This window comes from Pseudomonas sp. FG29 (genome assembly GCF_057809355.1).
On record NZ_JBMDJU010000008.1, the window covers coordinates 141430 to 159326 of the forward strand.

Genomic DNA, 17897 nt, shown 5'->3' on the forward strand with positions numbered 1-17897 from the left:
AGCGGCTTGAAGCGGATAATGGACGTCTGCATTGATCCAGGTCTAATCTAATCCATCACTTGATTGATACCTGGATTGAATCAATGTTCGACCTCGCCCAACTGCGCTGCTTCACCACTCTGGCTGCAGAGTTGAATTTCCGCCGCGCCGCCGAACGCCTGAACATGACCCAGCCGCCGCTGAGCCGGCAGATCCAGCTGCTCGAACACCAACTGGGCGTGACGCTGCTCACCCGCAGCACCCGTTCGGTCGCGTTGACGGCGGCCGGGCGCGCCTTCTTCGTCGAAGCTCAAGCACTGCTCGACCAGGCCCATCGCGCCGCGCAAAGCGCCCGTCTGGCTGCCATCGGTGAAAGCGGTTCGCTGAATATCAGCTTCGTCGCCAGCGCGGTGTACGACGTACTGCCACGGGCGATCACCACCGCCAAGCGCGAACGCCCCGGCGTGGATATCGCCCTGCAGGAAATGAGTACCTTCGAGCAGGTGCAGGCATTGCGCGCCCGGCGCGTCGACCTGGCCATCGTACGGGCACCGTTGCAGCAACCGGGCCTGGTCAGCGAATGCCTGCTGCGCGAACCCTTCGTGCTGGCCGCCCCGGCCGATCATCCCCTGGCGCAACACGAACGCCCGACCCTGGAAATGCTCCATGGCCAGCCCTTCATTCTCTATGCGCATACGGCCTGGCAGCCGTTCAACGAACTGCATACCGGCCTGTTTCGCGCCAGCGGCATCCAGCCGGAGTTCGTTCAGTCGCTGGGCTCGACCCTGACCATCCTGTCGCTGGTCAACGCCGGCATGGGACTGGCGCTGGTGCCACGTAGCGCCAGCGCCATTCGCTTCGAGCAGGTGCGCTTCCGCGATATCGCGCTGCCCCAAGGCGTGTGCGGCGAGCTGCATCTGGTCTGGCGCGACGACAACGACAACCCCGCATTGCCAGCAGTGATCGATGCAGTGCGCCAGGCCGCTCGCGAGATTTATCCGCCTAGCTGACCACTCAGGCGCGCTTGCCAACCTCGGCCTGCTGCACTGTCCAGGCGGCCACCTGCTCGCTCAGGCTCAAGCCCAGGCCCGGACGAGTCGGCACCAGCATGCGCCCGTCACGAATCTCCAGGCGCTCGTTGAACAGTGGCTCCAGCCACTCGAAGTGCTCGACCCAGGGCTCGCGCGTATGGCTGGCGGCCAGGTGCACGTGCAGCTCCATGGCGAAGTGCGGCGCCAGGGTCATGCCGGCCTGCTCGGCCAGGGTCTGCACGCGCAGGTACGGCGTGATACCACCAACGCGCGGCGCATCGGGCATGAGGAAATCGGCGCCGCGCTGACGAATGAACTCCCAGTGCTCCGCCGGGCTGGTGAGCATCTCGCCGGTGGCAATCGGCGTATCGAACTGACGCACCAGCTCGGCGTGGCCTTCGGCGTCGTAGCAATCGAGCGGTTCCTCGATCCAGATCAGATCGAAGGGTTCCAGGCGACGGCACATGCGTCGTGCGGTCGGACGATCCCACTGCTGGTTGGCATCGACCATCAGCGGGAAGCTCTCGCCCAGATGCTCACGCACGGTGCTGACGCGGTGGATATCCAGCGCCCAGTCGGGCTGGCCGACCTTGAGCTTGATGCCGCCGATGCCCTTCTCGCGGGAGATATCGGTGTTCTTCAGCAGTTGGTCGAGCGGCGTGTGCAGAAAGCCGCCGGAGGTGTTGTAGCAGCGCACCGAATCACGATGGCTACCGAGCAGACGTGCCAGCGACAGGCCACTGCGACGCGCCTTGAGATCCCACAGGGCGACGTCGAAGGCGCCAATGGCCTGAGTCGCCAGGCCGCTACGCCCAACCGACGCGCCGGCCCAGCACAGCTTGTCCCACAGCTTGGCGATATCACTGGGGTTCTCGCCGATCAGATTCGGCGCCACCTCCAGGGCATGGGCGAACTGCCCAGGGCCACCAGCGCGCTTGGAATAGCTGAAACCCAGACCGCGATGACCGTCACGGGTCTCGATCTCGGCGATCAGGATGGCGATCTCGGTCATCGGCTTCTGCCGGCCGGTCAGCACCTTGGCATCGCTGATCGGGTTGGCCAGCGGTAGCGCCACCGAGCGCAGGCTCAGCCAGACGATGCGGTCGTCATCGGCACAGACAGGGTTGGATCGATCATTCATGCAAACCTCCTCGGAATGGACAACCGACGACCCAACGGGGCCGCCGAAAATGAGCAACCCGATTCAGGCTACGATGATTGCGCAATCATTCAAGGACGTTCTGAGGGATGAAGAGAGGCTCGGAGCATTGGGACGACCAGTCCACCTGATCAGCAAAGATGCACTACCTACTACGAACATCAAAGATGTCGAGCCTGTTGGAGATGTTGTGAAGACCACAGCAGACCGGTGCCTCCGGCCAGCATTACCTCGTAGCAAAAATTACTACCCGCAATTTTTCGTACCGATCAACTCGCATATTTTGTGTTCGGATAAAAACCGTTTTATGAAAAGCGTCCAGTAAGGATTGCCTGAACACCGGGCCGACTGGCCAGCTAAACACCAATTAGCTGCTCGACTCACCAAATTGAACAATGTACGGCGAGGCTCGAAGATAGGCAAGTCAGACTAGCGAAATACCAGTTTTTTAGACATCGCTCACAATAACAAAGGACGACAGACTCATCTCACCAAAGAAAAATCTGCCCCCCCTTTTCGCTCTCTAAATTCTATATATCCGGTTCAACCCATTTACCAAATGCGTAAATCGCAATATTTCCACTATCCGTCACTCGCAATGTGGGACTGAATTGCAGTACATCTTTCCTACCGAACAAGTCCCAATAGGTCATTGCTCCGCCGCATACAAAGCCCGAAGCTCTTTGCTGGCCTAGAGCGCCACACGAAATAGTAGACATACTGGTATGGATCACAGGCCCGATATCGAGCTCCAAGATGCCCTCTTTTATCAGCTGTCGATTATAAGCCTTAATAGTTTTAGCAATATCAGCCGTCGAAGGCATCCATTCAGGGCATACATCAGGCGACTCGCTTCTGCAATTATCTGAATCGGCCCACGAGGACTGTGTAAACAGAAGCAGGGTAGTCCAGATGAAAAGCAGTGCACACTTATTACTTAGAAAAAGCATTGGGGCGTTCCTTCGTCCAATCAACATTTAAAGAGCAGCGTCTCGCTAATGCTCTCATTAAGCAACAAGGCAACAGCCTTGGGCTGGCAGATTAATACCTAGTGACTGTGAAACTCAAGACTCGAAAGGAGAAGACGTACAAGCAGAAGCAGATCAGAGTAGCTGCAACAATTGCAATTCCATACAACGCCATCGCATACAAGCTTCACCCACTCCCCCGCCCCACCAGCTCGAACCCCACATCCAGCCTGAATGGCTGGCGCGCCAGAGCCGGTTCGGCGATGCGGGCCAGCAGTGCCTCGGCGATGGCGTTACCGATGCGCGGACCGTCGATACGGATGGTGGTCAGCGGTGGATGGCTGTGTGCGGCGCTGGAGAGATCGCCGAAGCCGATGACCGCCAGATCCTCCGGTACGCGCAGGCCACGACTGGCGGCCTCGGCCAGTACGCCCTGGGCCAGGGTGTCGGAACTGCACACCACCACATCACCGGCCCGCCCGTCCTTTAGCAACCTGGCACAACCTTCACGACCGACCGCGAGGGTCGCCGGGGCAGGTAGTATCTGTGCGCCAAGCAGTTCGACGCCCTGTGAAGCCAACGCCTGCGCCAGGCTGCGGTAGCGACGCAGACCGCGCGGGTCGTCGAGGGTGGCCACCGAAATACGCCGATAGCCCTTGCCGACTAAATAATCTGCCACGGCCTGGCCCACCGCTTCGTGGGAAAAACCAATCTGCATGTCCAGCGGTTTGGCCGATAAGTCCCAGGCCTCGACCACGGGAATGCCAACCCGAGCCAGGCGCTCGCGGCTGGCCTGGGTGTGCTCCGTGCCGGTGAGCACGATGCCGTCTGGCCGGCGGCCGAGCACGGCTTCGAGCAGCGCCTCTTCCTGCTCCGGGCTGTAACCGGTCAGCCCCAGCAGGGTCTGGTAGCCGGCGGCCGCCAGGCGATCCGTCAGCGCCTGCACCGTATCAGCAAAGATCGAGTTGGCGATGGTCGGCAGAAAAACCGCTACCAGCCGGCTGCGGCTGGAAGCCAACGCCCCTGCCGCCAGGTTGGGTACATAGCCTGTCGTCCGCACGGCCTCCAGCACCCGCTTGCGCGTCGTCGCCGTCACCACCTCGGGGCGCCCCAGGGCGCGCGACACGGTAATGGGAGACACACCCGCCACCTTGGCCACGTCGACCAGTGTGGGGGCGCTGCCAGTACGTCCAGCTGAAGATCGCCTGCTCATCGGTCACTCCTTGGGCATTCAGGTGAGAGACCTTGTGTCTAACGCCTGAGTAAGATAGTTGTCATACAACATTGGTCGAATAGGCCCTATTGATGCAAGCTACCGTTTCGGTATGGCTCAAGCGGCGGCCCAATACTTATCGAAAAACATCAAGATGCCTGAGATAGAGCCGCCGGCTTGACTGTAAAAAGCTGCAGAATGGCGCTTTCCCGATGCTCGGCGGCGTATCCAGAGCTGGATGAAAAGTCCTGATTCAGTGCTGGTTTCACGTTGACATCCCCCGGGGCAGATGTTGATAATCACCCCAAGTCATACGACAACGTATGACAACCCAATAACAACAAGCAATCTAGAGTTCAGGCCCCGCCATGACGACCACCTCCAGCGAACTGCGCCCTTTCAATCGCCTGCTGCTGACCGGCGCCGCCGGCGGCCTGGGCAAGGTACTGCGCGAACGCCTGCGCCCCTATGCCAGCATCCTGCGTCTGTCCGATATCGGTGAGATGGCGCCCGCCGCCGGCCCGCATGAAGAGATCGTGCGCTGCGACCTGGCCGACAAGAACGCCGTGCATCAACTGGTCGAGGGCGTCGACGCCATCATTCACTTCGGCGGCGTCTCGGTCGAGCGCCCCTTCGAGGAAATCCTCGGCGCCAATATCTGCGGCGTGTTCCATATCTACGAAGCGGCGCGCCGCCATGGCGTGAAGCGCGTGGTGTTCGCCAGCTCCAACCACGTCATCGGCTTCTACAAGCAGGACGAGAAGCTCGACGCGCATTCGGCGCGTCGTCCTGACGGTTATTACGGCCTGTCCAAGTCCTACGGCGAAGACATGGCCAGCTTCTATTTCGACCGCTACGGCATCGAGACCGTCAGCATCCGGATCGGCTCCTCGTTCCCCGAGCCGGCCAACCGCCGAATGATGAGCACCTGGCTGAGCTACGACGACCTGACCCAATTGATCGAACGCAGCCTCTACACCCCAGAGGTCGGCCATACCGTGGTCTATGGCATGTCCGATAACCGCGATGTGTGGTGGGACAACCAGTTCGCCGCGCATCTGGGCTTCGAGGCCAAGGACAGCTCAGAGGTATTCCGCGCCAAGGTCGAAGCGCAGCCGATGCCGGCAGCCGATGATCCGGCGCGCATCTACCAGGGCGGCGCCTTCGTTGCAGCGGGGCCTTTTGGCGACGACTGAAGCGCTCCCGACACCGCCGCCACGTCATAACAACAAACAGAGTGACGAACCCGCATGTCAGCCGAACTGATCTTCGACGCCCGCAACGCCACCGGTGAAAGCCCGGTCTGGCATGCCGCCGAACAAGCGCTCTACTGGGCCGATATACCCGCCGGGCGCCTGTATCGCTGGCAGTTGGCCGATGGCCAAACGCAAAGCTGGCAAGCCGACGAGATGCTCGCCTGCCTTGCCATTCATCCGGCTGGCGGCTGGCTCGCCGGCATGCAGAGTGGTCTGTTCCATCTGCGCCCTCAGGACGATGGCAGCCTGCAATCCGAGCGTCTGGTACAGGTTGCACATGCTCGCCCGCAGATGCGCTTCAATGACGGGCGTTGCGACCGTCAGGGCCGCTTCTGGGCCGGCACCATGCTGCTGGACATGGCCGCCGGCGCACGCGTCGGTGCGCTGTATCGCTACGACAGCCAACTGCAGCAGGTATTCGATGACCTGATCGTGCCCAACGGCCTGGCCTTCAGCCCGGACGGCCGCACCATGTACCTGTCCGATTCGCACCCCTCGGTGCAGGCGGTGTGGGCCTTCGATTACGACATCGACAGCGGCACCCCGCACAACCGCCGCCTGTTCATCGACATGAACCTGTATCCCGGTCGCCCGGATGGCGCGGCCATGGATGTCGACGGCTGCTACTGGATCTGCGGTAACGACGCCGGCCTGATCCACCGTTTCACCCCGGATGGCCGCCTCGACCGCTCACTCGCCGTGCCGGTGAAGAAACCAGCCATGTGCGCCTTCGGTGGCGCCAACCTGGACACCCTGTTCGTCACCTCGATCCGCCCGGGCGGCGACCTCACCGACCAGCCGCTGGCAGGCGGCGTGTTCGCCCTCGACCCAGGCGTACGCGGCATCGAGGAGCCCTCCTACCAGCCCTGAATCCGATCCACCCCGGGCCGCCACAGCGGTACCGGCTAGCCATGCTGTTCACCAACAACAACAAGATGGAGCTTTCCGCATGAACCTCAAACGCAAGCTGCTTCTCGCCACACTTCCGCTGGCGCTCGGCCTGTCCTCCTTCGCTCAGGCCGAGATGACGCTGAAGATCGCCGAGATCCACCCGGCGGGTTACCCAACCGTGGTCGCCATGGAACACCTGGGCAAGAAGCTTGAAGAAGCCACCAATGGCGAACTCAAGTCGCGCATGTTCTCGGGCGGTGTACTGGGTTCCGAGAAGGAAGTGATCGAGCAGACCCAGATTGGCGCCGTGCAACTGACCCGCGTCAGCCTCGGCTCGGTGGGCCCGGTCGTGCCGACCACCAACGTGTTCAACATGCCCTTCGTGTTCCGCGACGTTGACCACATGCGCAAGGTAGTCGATGGCGAAATCGGCCAGGAAATCCTCGACGCCATCACCGACTCGGACTTCAACATGGTCGGCCTGGCCTGGATGGAAGCCGGTAGCCGCAGCCTGTACACCAAGAAGCCGGTGCGCAAGATCGAAGACCTCAAGGGCATGAAGATCCGTGTGATCGGCAACCCGCTGTTCATCGATACCCTGAATGCCATGGGTGCCAACGGCATCGCCATGGACACCGGTGAAATCTTCAGCGCCCTGCAAAGCGGTGTGATCGACGGCGCCGAGAACAACTCGCCGACCCTGCTCGAGCACAACCACTTCCGCGTGGCCAAGTACTACACCCAGACCCACCACCTGATCCTCCCCGAGCCGCTGCTGATGTCCAAGACCACCTGGAACAAGCTCACTCCCGAGCAGCAGGCCCTGGTCAAGAAGCTGGCCAAGGAAGCCCAGCAGGAAGAGCGTGAACTGTGGACGGCCAAGGAGAAGGCCAGCGACGAGAAGCTCAAGGCCGAAGGCGTCGAGTACATCGAAGTCGATACCAAGCCGTTCTACGACGCGACCGCACCGGTACGTGCCAAGTACGGCGCGCAGTTCGCCGACCTGATCAAGCGCATCGAAGCGGTCAAGTAACTCCCTCCTCCTGAAGAACGTCGCGGCGCCGAAAGGCGCCGCCTCTGGTGAAGTCTCATGAAAAACCTGGTACTGGGCGTCAACGACGTCATCTACCGGGCCTGCATCGCAGTTGCCGGGATGGCGATCACGATCATGGCCCTGATCATCCCCTGGGGTGTATTCAGTCGCTACGTGCTTGGCCAGGGCCTGGGCTGGCCCGAGCCGATCGCCATTCTGCTGATGGTGCTGTTCACCTTCGTCGGCGCTGCTGCCAGCTATCGCGCTGGCGCGCACATGGCCGTGCAGGTGTTGAGTGACCGCATGCCTGAAACGCTACAACCGCTGCTGACCCTGTTCGTGCGCCTGGCAATGGGCGCGATCAGCCTGTTCATGGTGATCTGGGGCTACAAGCTGTGTGTGGCGACCTGGAACCAGTACCTCAGCACGCTGACCTGGATGCGCGTCGGCATCAGCTACGCCCCCATTCCGCTGGGCGGCTTCATCACCCTGCTGTTCGTCATCGAGCAGTTGCTGTATGGCGACCAACACCAGCGTCGTGTCGTCGATTACGAAAACTGCGCCGACTCCAAGGAGGCCGTGTAATGGACGCCTTGATCCTGCTGGGCAGCTTCATTGCCCTGATCCTCCTCCGTGTGCCGGTGGCCTATGCCCTGGGCATCTCCGCCCTGATCGGCGCCTGGTGGATCGATATTCCGTTGCATGCCGTGATGATCCAGATCGTCGGCGGCGTGAACAAATTCTCCCTGCTGGCCATTCCGTTCTTCGTCCTGGCCGGCGCAATCATGGCCGAGGGCGGCATGGCGCGGCGCCTGGTGGCCTTCGCCGGGGTGCTGGTGGGCTTCGTTCGCGGCGGCCTGTCACTGGTCAACATCACCGCCTCGACCTTCTTCGGCGCCATCTCCGGCTCGTCGCTGGCCGATACCGCCTCGGTCGGTTCGGTGCTGATCCCGGAAATGGAAAAGCAAGGCTATCCGCGCGAGTTCTCCACCGCCGTCACCGTCTCAGGCTCGGTACAGGCGCTGCTCACCCCGCCCAGCCACAACTCGGTGATCTACTCGCTGGCCGCTGGCGGCACGGTATCCATCGCCGCGCTGTTCGTCGCCGGCATCGGTCCAAGCCTGTTGCTCAGTTTCACCATGGCCGCGCTGTGCCTGATGTTCGCCAGGAAGCGCAACTACCCCAAGGGTGAAGTGATTCCGCTGCGCCAGGCGCTGAAGATCTGCGCCGAGGCCCTGTGGGGCCTGATGACCATGGGCATCATCCTCGGCGGCATCCTCAGTGGCGTGTTCACCGCCACCGAATCGGCAGCCGTGGCGGTGGTCTGGGCGTTCTTCGTCACCATGTTCATCTACCGCGACTACAAGTGGAGTGAACTGCCGAAGATGCTCCATCGCACCGTGCGTACGCTGTCGATCGTGATGATCCTCATCGCCTTCGCCGCCGCGTTCGGCTACATCATGACCCTGATGCAGATTCCGTCGAAGATCACCACAGCCTTCCTGACCTTCTCGGACAATCGCTACGTGATCCTGATGTGCGTGAACTTCATGCTGCTGGTACTCGGCACCCTGATGGACATGGCACCGCTGATCCTGATCCTCACGCCGATCCTGCTGCCGGTGGTCACCTCCTTCGGTGTCGACCCGGTACACTTCGGCATGATCATGCTGGTCAACCTGGGTATCGGGCTGATCACCCCACCAGTCGGTGCGGTACTGTTCGTTGGCGCCGCCGTCGGCAAGGTCAGCATCGAAAGCACCGTGAAAGCGCTGCTGCCGTTCTACGTCGCGCTGTTCGCCGTACTGATGGCGGTCACCTACATTCCGGCCATCTCGCTGTGGCTGCCGAGCGTCGTGCTCTAACCACTCCGGGCAACCCAACCGAACGCCGCCCAATCGGGCGGCGTTTTACTTTGGGCCATGACAAACAGGATTTTCGTCATGCACAGCTCCACCCTCTTCCCTCGCCATATCGCCGTGCTGATTCTGGCGCTCATCGCCTGCTCCTTCGCCGGCAACCATATCGCCGCGCGTATCGCCTTCGACCATGACACCGGCCTGCTGCTGGCCATGCTATGCCGGGCCGGCGTCACCCTGGTGGCCTTGCTGGCCTTGGTGTTCTGGCGCCGCGAATCACTGCGCCTGGGTGCACGCACCTGGGGTTGGCAGCTGCTGCTGGGGCTGCTGATCGCGATCCAGAGCTTCTGCATCTACTCGGCTGTAGCGCGCATTCCGGTGGCCCTGGCGCTGTTGGTGGTGAACCTCTCGCCCATCCTTCTGGCTCTACTGACCTGGGTGCTGGGCGGCGCAGCGCCGACCCGCCAGGCGGTGGGCATCATGGGGCTGATCCTGTTCGGTCTGGTGCTGGTACTGGATGTGCCGGGACGCCTGTTCGGCAGCGATGCCACCGATGGTCAGTGGCTGGCCGGCATCCTCTTCAGCCTGACGGCTGCCGCGGTCTTCGCGGTGGCCCTGTGGATCACCGAGAACCGCCTGTCCAAGCTGGCTGGCTCGGTGCGCAGCATGCTCACCTTGAGCGTGGTACTCGTCGCCTCCAGCGCATTGGGAGTCAGCGGTCTGCTCCCTGGCGGTCTGAGCCTGCCCAGCGCTATGTCTGGCTGGGTGGCGCTGGCCTGCCTGGTGGTGCTGTATGGCGCGGCATTCTCGACCCTGTTCATCTGCATGCCACGGCTGAACATCGCCCACAACGCCCCCGTGATGAATATGGAGCCTGTGGCCGGCATGGTGTTCGGCTGGATGATTCTCGGCCAGGTGCTCGGCGCCCTGCAGGTGCTGGGCGGACTGATCGTGGTCGGCGGGGTGATCCTGCTGGCCTACAAGCGCTGACGGCCGATCATGCAGACCGGCCAGCTGGGTTCGTCAACCGTGCAGCGCTTCAGCCTCGGCGGCCTCATGCGCCTGGCGCAGGCGCTCGCGGCTGTTGGTCAGGTGCAGGCGCATCGCGGCACGCGCCGCCTCGGCGTCCTGGCGGGCGATGGCCTCGAAGATCTGCTCGTGTTCACGCTCCAGGCGCGCCATGTAGTGCGCCTGATCATCATGCGCCAGACGGGCGGAATTGACCCTGGTGCGCGGGATGATGCTGGTGCCCAGATGGCTGAGGATATCGGTGAAGTAGCGATTGCCGGTCGCCTCGGCGATGCGCAGGTGGAAATGGAAATCCGAGGACACCGCGTCGCTGGAGCTGGCCGTGCTTTCGTTGATGGCGTCCAGCGCCTCACGAATCGCCTGCAGTTGCACATCGCTGCGGCGCTGCGCCGCCATACCGGCGGACTCCACCTCGAGGCTGATGCGCAGCTCGAGAATGGCCAGCACATCACGCAGGGTAACGATGGTCGCCGGGTCGATGCGGAAACCACTGGCGCTGGGTGTGTCGAGCACGAAGGTACCGATGCCGTGACGGGTCTCCACCAAGCCGGCCGCCTGCAACCGCGACAATGCCTCACGCACCACCGTACGGCTGACGCCCTGCTCTTCCATGATCGCCGACTCGGTCGGCAGCTTGTCGCCGCGCTTGATCACGCCATCACGAATGCGCTGCGACAGCTCGGCAACCAGTTCCTGGGCCAGGCTACGGTGCTTGCGACGTGCCCTGGGTTGGGCGGGAGTGTTGTCCATATCGGCGGCGATTCTCGGTTAACGGTCAAACGGCAATCATAGCCCAGCGGTTGTACGATGACACTATCAATTAACGCACATGCGGTATCCAGCCATGTCGACGCCAATGCTTACCTTGCAAGATAGCCTGACTCGCCTGACCGTGGCGCCGGAAATCGGCGCCAGCCTGGTCAACTGGGTGCGCCTGAGCGATGGCTTGCCACTGCTAAGGCCGTCAGACGAGCAAGCGCTGGCCAGCGCCAACCCCAGAAAGCTGGCCTGCTATCCCCTTGTGCCCTGGTCAAACCGTATTGGCGGCGGCGGCTTCGATTGCCCGGACGGCTGGCTCGCCTTGCAGGCCAATACCAGCCACGAGGCCCTGCCCATTCACGGCAGTGCCTGGCAGCAACCTTGGCAGGTCATCCACCAGAGCGAACAAGCGGCGACGCTGGAACTGCACAGCCAAGTGCCCTTCCCCTACCGTGCTCGCTTCGAGATCGCCCTGCACGAAGGGCAACTGAGCCTGGCTCTGTACGTCACCCACCAGGGCGAACAGCCGACCTGGTATGGCCTGGGCCTGCACCCCTACCTGCCGCGCACGCCAGCCACTCGCCTGCAAGCCTCGGCGCGATCGGTGTGGCTATGTGATGACGACAAACTCTCCCGAGAACACATCACCATTCCGGCCGACTGGGACTTCAATGAACAGCGCGCGCTGCCACAAGAGCTGGTGGACAACGCCTTCACCGACTGGAACGGCCAGGCCTGCATCGTCCAGCCGGATCATGGTTACCAGTTGCAGTGCAACACTACGGATACCAACGTCTATCTGTTGTTCTGCCCAACCGAGCAGAACTTCTTCTGCTTCGAACCGGTCAGCCACCCGGTCAACGCCCACCACCTACCGGGCCGGCCAGGCCTCGTTCTGCTGCACCGCGATCAAACCACACGCTTGCGTTACAGCCTGCACTATCGACCACTACCAGCCTCTTGATACTGGACAGCCTTGGGCATTTCGCGATAATGCGGAGTGCGCTGCGAGTCACTTATCCAAAAGCCGTTGCATAATCCAATGTAACGAAACGGAAAAGATGGACTCCAACGATACTGACAGGTCATAAAACCAGACTGGTACGACCTACCCCAAACGAATGGCCGCCACAGTGAAGCACGATGCCTCACGCGCCGTTCGAATCATGAGAAACCACAGGAAAGCCAAGTGACGAAAGACGAACTGCGCGCCGAACTCGAGCGCCAGGCGCAGCGTTACAAGGATGTTTACGGCGGGGAAGTCATTACCTACGCCGCCCAGCCGGATCCCGACCGCAAGCCCTGGCGCAAACGCCCCAGCCTGCTCGACCAGGCCTTCGACAAAGAACTCGAAAAGATCGAAAAAGAACGCCAGGAAAAACAGGACGCCGCCAACGAAGCGGCGAGCTGAAAAGTGTGCTTGGCGAAGGGATTCGCCAAGTGACCGAAATAGCTACCGAAGAATAAAAACGGCGTAAAGCGGCTGGCGGATCATTGCCATCTTCAAAAATATCACCAAAGCCACAGAGCAAAAAAGAAGCGTCGGCTGTAGATATCCGCTCATACTACAGTGCGGCCTCAGACCGTCCCTTGCAAAAACAAAACTTCAATAATTTTGAATATACTGGAGCGAATGACAGCTAATATCCTACTCCTGCAAAATTTCTCTAGTGAGCAAATTATTCTTTACTAGAGCCGCGATCTACTCCAGCCACTTATTTATCACGCCCTCTATCGCTGAGATCTATATTAATTGGTGAGAAGCAGCTAACAGAAGCACAAACAGCAATTGCAAGCGCAAAAGAAATAGATGAGTCATTGACCCTTAAAAACAAAGGAGGCAAGAAATTTGAAATGTAAGAAACAAAAAATCCAGCCACGACACCGAATACAGCAGCACGCCCAAGCCCCACAGATGAAAGACTAAGGACTCTTGCCAATGGAGCCGTAAAATACAAAAAAACAAACCATGCAAGCATAATTACTGGCACAGACACCACATAGAACACAAGAAAGTATGACACATTCATATTAAAAACATCCCCACGACTCGTGAACAGCAAAAAAAATACAGGCCCTAGCAACAAAAACACCAAAAACGATATAACTGCCAACTTCATTACAATCACCTAGTGAAGAAAAACACGAAGCCCATTCGTGCAAACATATTATAGACAACAGCCATGCATCGCTTTAAATAGCCGTTCTTTAGCAAATAACAAGAAAGCAGAAAATTTGCTTCTATCGTAAGCACTCCATAAATCCTACATACCCATAGCCCGCTGAACGCTCATATCCCAAAGCTGAACAGAGTGATCAACGATATCGACTTACGACGTGCCCGTCCGCATCAGGTTTTGAAACCTCATTTCGTAACATGAGCCGGTATAATCCGCGGCCATAATTGCCGTACCCGAAAAATTTCCTGATGATCCAACAACGCTAAAACAATTGTTCGCAGATGTACTGTAATTGGCCAAGGACTAGAAAGGACAAGTCGAGCGGTTACGCGTACAGACCATTGCTGAAGAGACCTACGTGCAGTAGGAGGTCGTAAGTGTGCGTCGTTCGTCATATTAGCCAGGCGTTGCTCTCGTTTTTCACCTGACCTGGCGTTATCTTTAAAATCCAAATTTCCTGACATGGTAAGAGACAGGTGGATGCGTTTTTTTCCATTCCTTAAAAAAGGCCTCTCCGCGAGCCTTGTCCTCATTTGTCAAAGACTCTCTAAACTCTGGCGTGAGATCGGTCTCAGGCTTGGGGGAACCGAGCGAATCAACCCTAAACAAGAACAAACCATAAGCTATAGCCTTTTCAGGCTTATAGCCAAGCCCCTCATCTCTTATATTATCGCCTTGATGGATCATTTCCATTCGCAATATACATTCGTAATGACTTGTATCCAAACAACTTTCAAGCCATTTCTTTGAGCTCTGGTAGTCACCCTCTTCACTGAGAAACTCGGAGAACAACTCCATGGCATTGGGATTTCCATCGAAAGCTGCTTTTTCGAGATATTGCTTAGCCACCTTAGTCAGAGCTGACCTTCCTGTTTCACGATCCCAAGTATCGTCAAGCATTAATCGCACTAGAAAATATCCAGCCTCACCATTCCCTGCCTCGGCTGATTTCATCAACCACTTTTTATCTCCTGTTAAGAAATACATGGCGTACATGGCATAACTATCGCCTTCGCTGGCTTTTCTTCCTGCGACCTCAAGTGCTTTTTTCTCCCAAAACTTATTATCCTTAGCACAATTTTTTGCAATGCATAACGTGTCGCGCTTTGACAAACGCAACATGGCAAATATATCATCTTGCTCTGCTGCCGCCACATACCAGCTAGCCGCTTCATTAGTCATGTACCTATTTGCCAGCCTTATAGACTCAGCTAAATAATATTGAGCCTCTCGCCCGCCAGCCTCTGCAGCCACCTTTAGCGGAGGCTGTGACTCTACCCATTTATTCTGATTATAAAGAACCATTCCTTTTTCAAAATAATCTTCGCCAGCTTCTTGCGCATGTGATAAACCTGAAAATAATGCACCGAGAAACAGCAAAATCACTCCAATCCTCATGGAAACCCCTCATCAAACAAATTAATCATAAAAATACAGTGATAACTCTCTAACTAAAGAGCTGTAAGCCCTCTGCGCTGCAAGAACACTCCTCTTCCTAGAATATCGTCCCATAAAACTATCAAGCTGCTTACGATTATTGATAGCCACAGTCAGCTTGTTATCTGAGTGCCCTGAATCGATGCTCATTCGCTCCAACGCTTTTTGGAATAGAATCTGCGCCGCATTTGGAGTCGTAGAGCTGAATGATTTACCAAGCGCATTACCCTTTACCCAGAGCAGGCAACGGTATATTGCAACCTGCTGAAACTCACATGCCTCTTCGTCCGAAAAATACTTAACCTCATCATTGTTTCGACTTTGAAAACTGAAATCATGCGGAGTACTCGTAAGAGTATACAGCAATGGACCTAGAGTCTCTGGCGGCATACCTAGGAACCATCGCGCCATCGCATCTTGTCGAATATCATTAGCAATTGTATAGGCAAGCAATCCAGCTCGCTTACCAGGCTTACCTGTAATTTCATCGATTAAGGAGTCTACCTTGACCGAAAGTAAAGCGCCAAACTCAGCCATACTCCCCAGTGTAACGCACCCAAAAAGTGTAACTTTACTAAGGTAGGTAAATGCATTCTCATCGATCCAGTGGATTCGACGAAAATTATTTTTCATAAGGATTCGACGATAGAGCATAAGGATACTGTCAAGGGCTGCTCCATTGACCTCAAAGCTAAATGCTCCTTTAGCACCGGGCCCGAAGAATACTGCAGCTTTGATGCAGAGCATGAGCCTGCCTCTATCCATCATCAAATTAAAATCGAATTCAATTCCGACACCAGCTCCGATAGACGCATCAAGTTTAGCACCCAAAAGAGTAATCCAGTTTATCTCACTGGACAGGCCAGAATTAAGGATTGCTACATCTTTAGGTGGCCTCCAATTAACTCCACCTTCTATTGTGCAGCCCACTTCGGCCCCGGCATAAAGCTTAAGCTCTCCTAGCAACCCACTGCGTTTAGCAAAATCAATTCCACTTATGCTTGGCAGGCCTTTTTCGTCGACTTTCAGTGCAATTTCGCGGGCCATCATTAAGCTCACCCCCGCAAACCCCCAAGCAACTACACTATAGTTAAGATAAAAACTTCCCATCGACTGAGAGGCTTCTTGTCCATCACCATCAATAAATCGTAGCTCGACAGGAACCGCTTCGCTCTTTGGAGGGAGTTCGATCTTAACCAGATCTACTTCAGCCCGCGCAAGGTTGACTGTCATCCCCAACTCTGCGCTTGCGAGTCTCCTCTCTTTCATCACTTTGGGGTCTGAGTCAATCCCGCTCGCATCTGCGCTGCCTGATACATCTAACGTATCAAGTCGCGTACTTAACACATCCAATTCGGCAACAGGTATTACACTGGGAGAATTATAGCGAACGAGGCTATTTACACTATCTGCACTACTCCCCATACCAAGCATTCTGACGAACTGCGCTTGATAAGATGTATCAAAAAGAATGAGCTGCTGCCGTGCACTGTCCTCAAAGACCATCTGAGTAAGATGCTGGCCCCATTGCTCGGCATAAGCATCCAAGCCTTGGATCTCATGTCCAGCGTCGTTTAGCTTGGAAAAAAATTCTTCAGGAAGAAAAACGCCGTTCTTGTCGAACCACTTGGAATCTTGCTCCTCAATTGAAATAGCGCCATTACGCTCCAAAAACTGCGTTAGTATCATATCTGGATCTGCTTTATGCAGAGAGGCATATCGAGCTGTTCGGGCATGATCCTTCTTAAGCCTTGAAGCCAACTCAACATCACACTTTTCAGCTAGATCATACAGACTGATATGTACTAGTGGCTTTTTACTAGAGGCAAGGCTTAACTCGCGGAGAGGAATGTCGTCATTGCATACGCTATCTTGTTCGCGCATAACATAATTATTCGTGTCCCATAGAAGTCGTCGACTAGGCCGAATACTTAGCATATTTCTCTGAGCACGACCAAAGAGGCGATCAGCTTCTTTTTGTAGAGGAGCAAGCATGGCTCGCTCCTCTTCTAGCAGCTCAGCTGGTGGTGGTGAAAATCCCCCAGTTGCCTTGACAAATTTTTCGTATCGCTCCTCGGCCCTACTGATTAGAGACTGCTTCTGCTGCATGAGCTCCATGTATGCTTGGTAGTCTTTCAGGCCGCCAGCCATATTGTCGGCTATGCTAAGAGCAAACTCAGGTGTAGCAATACCCAAGTTAGCCAGCCTAATAATTGGCTCAATGTACCCGCCAAGGCGATACTCTATTAAATAGCTATAGTATTCTCGATAATTACCAAGAGCACGACAATCTAACTCACCAGCATCGCAAGACATAATTATTTTTTTATATGCATCAAGCACATTCCAAATCGGCTCATACTGACTAGAAAGGCGATTATATTCTTCAAAGGAGTAATTTCTAACCTTAGCCATAAAAGAGTTGTACTCTTCCAGAGCCGCTCTAATAGCAACCTCACGAACCCCATAAATCTTTTTATTTTCTATATGGAACCCTAGAGACCTTGCTACAGCATATCCCTTACTTCTTAATTTCTGTCTATTAGCAGTCAAAACTCTGAGATGCATTCGCCTGGCGCGGACTTTGACTTCAACTTCTTGCTGTGCATCTCGATATTCCTGCAAGTATGGCTTTTGCGCTTCTACGCCTCGCTGCGATAGCAATCTTTTTTCCGCTTCTTCAAACCGCTTAAGAACCAGTGGTTCATCAGCCTCCAGTTCTGCACGAACCTGACGGACATCCTCCTCAAGACCGTCATATACACCCTGATCGTCAGGATTGAGGAATACATATGCATCCACAGGTATGAATGGCTCATGCAGTCCATGTCTTGCCAATGCATTATTCCGGGTGTCTTTGTCCGCTTGGGATAGCGACTCCACAAGTTCTTCATGGCATTCAACCAGCAAGTCCCTGAGTCGCTCAGGCAACAACCAAAACCGACGCTGCCCAGTAATGTATGCAATATCAGAAAATATCGTTTTCTCACAAGCTCTTGCTTCATTATCGGCAAACGAAACCTGATCAGGCTGCGAAACATGAATCGACGACGGAAGAACTATTGGCTTTTTCAGACATTCGAACTGGGACATACCTGTCATA

The 17897-nt window shown here is 56.7% G+C and carries 15 protein-coding genes; 9 read left to right on the forward strand and 6 right to left on the reverse strand.

The window, feature by feature from the left end:
- The first annotated feature begins 83 nt into the window (after positions 1–83).
- A complete protein-coding gene (locus ACODS1_RS11370) occupies positions 84–989 on the forward strand; it encodes a LysR family transcriptional regulator (protein WP_489085724.1) in 906 nt (301 codons plus the stop codon).
- Between the two features lie 4 nt (positions 990–993).
- Here ACODS1_RS11370 and ACODS1_RS11375 read toward each other — a convergent pair whose 3' ends face one another.
- Positions 994–2151 carry an L-talarate/galactarate dehydratase gene (locus ACODS1_RS11375; RefSeq protein WP_322978650.1) on the reverse strand — a complete coding sequence of 386 codons (1158 nt, stop codon included), beginning with the start codon at positions 2149–2151 and terminating at the stop codon, positions 994–996.
- Positions 2152–3324: 1173 nt separating this feature from the next.
- Positions 3325–4350, reverse strand: coding sequence for a LacI family DNA-binding transcriptional regulator (locus tag ACODS1_RS11380; RefSeq protein WP_489085725.1), 1026 nt, complete (start codon positions 4348–4350; stop codon positions 3325–3327).
- A 368-nt stretch (positions 4351–4718) separates the two neighbouring features.
- On the opposite strand from ACODS1_RS11380, the gene ACODS1_RS11385 reads away from it, so the two are divergent.
- The 6 genes from ACODS1_RS11385 (at position 4719) to ACODS1_RS11410 (ending at position 10379) form a co-directional block, all read left to right on the forward strand.
- On the forward strand, positions 4719–5546 hold the full coding sequence (locus tag ACODS1_RS11385; RefSeq protein WP_489085726.1) for an NAD-dependent epimerase/dehydratase family protein: 828 nt from the start codon (positions 4719–4721) through the stop codon (positions 5544–5546).
- Between the two features lie 54 nt (positions 5547–5600).
- Entirely contained in the window at positions 5601–6476 is an 876-nt protein-coding gene (locus ACODS1_RS11390; protein ID WP_489085727.1) for an SMP-30/gluconolactonase/LRE family protein, read from the forward strand.
- A gap of 79 nt (positions 6477–6555) precedes the next feature.
- Positions 6556–7530: a TRAP transporter substrate-binding protein gene (locus ACODS1_RS11395; protein ID WP_322978654.1), complete on the forward strand. Its 975-nt coding sequence runs from the start codon at positions 6556–6558 to the stop codon at positions 7528–7530.
- A gap of 57 nt (positions 7531–7587) precedes the next feature.
- Positions 7588–8115 (forward strand): TRAP transporter small permease, encoded by a 528-nt coding sequence (locus ACODS1_RS11400; protein WP_322978655.1) that lies wholly within the window; start codon positions 7588–7590, stop codon positions 8113–8115.
- Entirely contained in the window at positions 8115–9395 is a 1281-nt protein-coding gene (locus tag ACODS1_RS11405; RefSeq protein ID WP_489085728.1) for a TRAP transporter large permease, read from the forward strand. The genes ACODS1_RS11400 and ACODS1_RS11405 overlap by 1 nt, the downstream gene beginning before the upstream one ends.
- Positions 9396–9473: 78 nt before the next feature.
- Positions 9474–10379, forward strand: coding sequence for an EamA family transporter (locus tag ACODS1_RS11410; RefSeq protein WP_489085729.1), 906 nt, complete (start codon positions 9474–9476; stop codon positions 10377–10379).
- A 33-nt stretch (positions 10380–10412) separates the two neighbouring features.
- Here the strand turns inward: ACODS1_RS11410 and ACODS1_RS11415 are convergent, their stop codons facing one another.
- Positions 10413–11168 carry a FadR/GntR family transcriptional regulator gene (locus tag ACODS1_RS11415; protein WP_322978658.1) on the reverse strand — a complete coding sequence of 252 codons (756 nt, stop codon included), beginning with the start codon at positions 11166–11168 and terminating at the stop codon, positions 10413–10415.
- Positions 11169–11262: 94 nt separating this feature from the next.
- Here ACODS1_RS11415 and ACODS1_RS11420 point away from each other — a divergent pair, with 94 nt between their 5' ends.
- Both ACODS1_RS11420 and ACODS1_RS11425 read left to right on the forward strand, forming a co-directional pair.
- On the forward strand, positions 11263–12141 hold the full coding sequence (locus ACODS1_RS11420; RefSeq protein WP_489085730.1) for an aldose 1-epimerase: 879 nt from the start codon (positions 11263–11265) through the stop codon (positions 12139–12141).
- A 225-nt stretch (positions 12142–12366) separates the two neighbouring features.
- On the forward strand, positions 12367–12588 hold the full coding sequence (locus tag ACODS1_RS11425; RefSeq protein ID WP_322978660.1) for a hypothetical protein: 222 nt from the start codon (positions 12367–12369) through the stop codon (positions 12586–12588).
- Between the two features lie 304 nt (positions 12589–12892).
- Here the strand turns inward: ACODS1_RS11425 and ACODS1_RS11430 are convergent, their stop codons facing one another.
- The 3 genes from ACODS1_RS11430 to ACODS1_RS11440 all read right to left on the reverse strand — a co-directional run bounded on the left by ACODS1_RS11430 (position 12893) and on the right by ACODS1_RS11440 (position 17896).
- Positions 12893–13297: a hypothetical protein gene (locus tag ACODS1_RS11430; protein ID WP_489085731.1), complete on the reverse strand. Its 405-nt coding sequence runs from the start codon at positions 13295–13297 to the stop codon at positions 12893–12895.
- A 501-nt stretch (positions 13298–13798) separates the two neighbouring features.
- Positions 13799–14755 (reverse strand): tetratricopeptide repeat protein, encoded by a 957-nt coding sequence (locus ACODS1_RS11435; protein ID WP_489085732.1) that lies wholly within the window; start codon positions 14753–14755, stop codon positions 13799–13801.
- A gap of 21 nt (positions 14756–14776) precedes the next feature.
- Entirely contained in the window at positions 14777–17896 is a 3120-nt protein-coding gene (locus ACODS1_RS11440) for a hypothetical protein (RefSeq protein ID WP_489085733.1), read from the reverse strand.
- Between the last annotated feature and the right edge of the window lies 1 nt (position 17897).

Bases quoted from the DNA above. Each gene is read 5' to 3' on its own strand.
- ACODS1_RS11405 (WP_489085728.1), top strand. From the start codon at position 8,115: ATGGACGCCTTGATCCTGCTGGGCAGCTTCATTGCCCTGATCCTCCTC.
- ACODS1_RS11375 (WP_322978650.1), bottom strand. From the start codon at position 2,151: ATGAATGATCGATCCAACCCTGTCTGTGCCGATGACGACCGCATCGTC.
- ACODS1_RS11390 (WP_489085727.1), top strand. From the start codon at position 5,601: ATGTCAGCCGAACTGATCTTCGACGCCCGCAACGCCACCGGTGAAAGC.
- ACODS1_RS11420 (WP_489085730.1), top strand. From the start codon at position 11,263: ATGTCGACGCCAATGCTTACCTTGCAAGATAGCCTGACTCGCCTGACC.
- ACODS1_RS11385 (WP_489085726.1), top strand. From the start codon at position 4,719: ATGACGACCACCTCCAGCGAACTGCGCCCTTTCAATCGCCTGCTGCTG.
- ACODS1_RS11415 (WP_322978658.1), bottom strand. From the start codon at position 11,168: ATGGACAACACTCCCGCCCAACCCAGGGCACGTCGCAAGCACCGTAGC.
- ACODS1_RS11410 (WP_489085729.1), top strand. From the start codon at position 9,474: ATGCACAGCTCCACCCTCTTCCCTCGCCATATCGCCGTGCTGATTCTG.
- ACODS1_RS11435 (WP_489085732.1), bottom strand. From the start codon at position 14,755: ATGAGGATTGGAGTGATTTTGCTGTTTCTCGGTGCATTATTTTCAGGT.
- ACODS1_RS11395 (WP_322978654.1), top strand. From the start codon at position 6,556: ATGAACCTCAAACGCAAGCTGCTTCTCGCCACACTTCCGCTGGCGCTC.
- ACODS1_RS11370 (WP_489085724.1), top strand. From the start codon at position 84: ATGTTCGACCTCGCCCAACTGCGCTGCTTCACCACTCTGGCTGCAGAG.
- ACODS1_RS11380 (WP_489085725.1), bottom strand. From the start codon at position 4,350: ATGAGCAGGCGATCTTCAGCTGGACGTACTGGCAGCGCCCCCACACTG.
- ACODS1_RS11430 (WP_489085731.1), bottom strand. From the start codon at position 13,297: ATGAAGTTGGCAGTTATATCGTTTTTGGTGTTTTTGTTGCTAGGGCCT.
- ACODS1_RS11400 (WP_322978655.1), top strand. From the start codon at position 7,588: ATGAAAAACCTGGTACTGGGCGTCAACGACGTCATCTACCGGGCCTGC.
- ACODS1_RS11440 (WP_489085733.1), bottom strand. From the start codon at position 17,896: ATGACAGGTATGTCCCAGTTCGAATGTCTGAAAAAGCCAATAGTTCTT.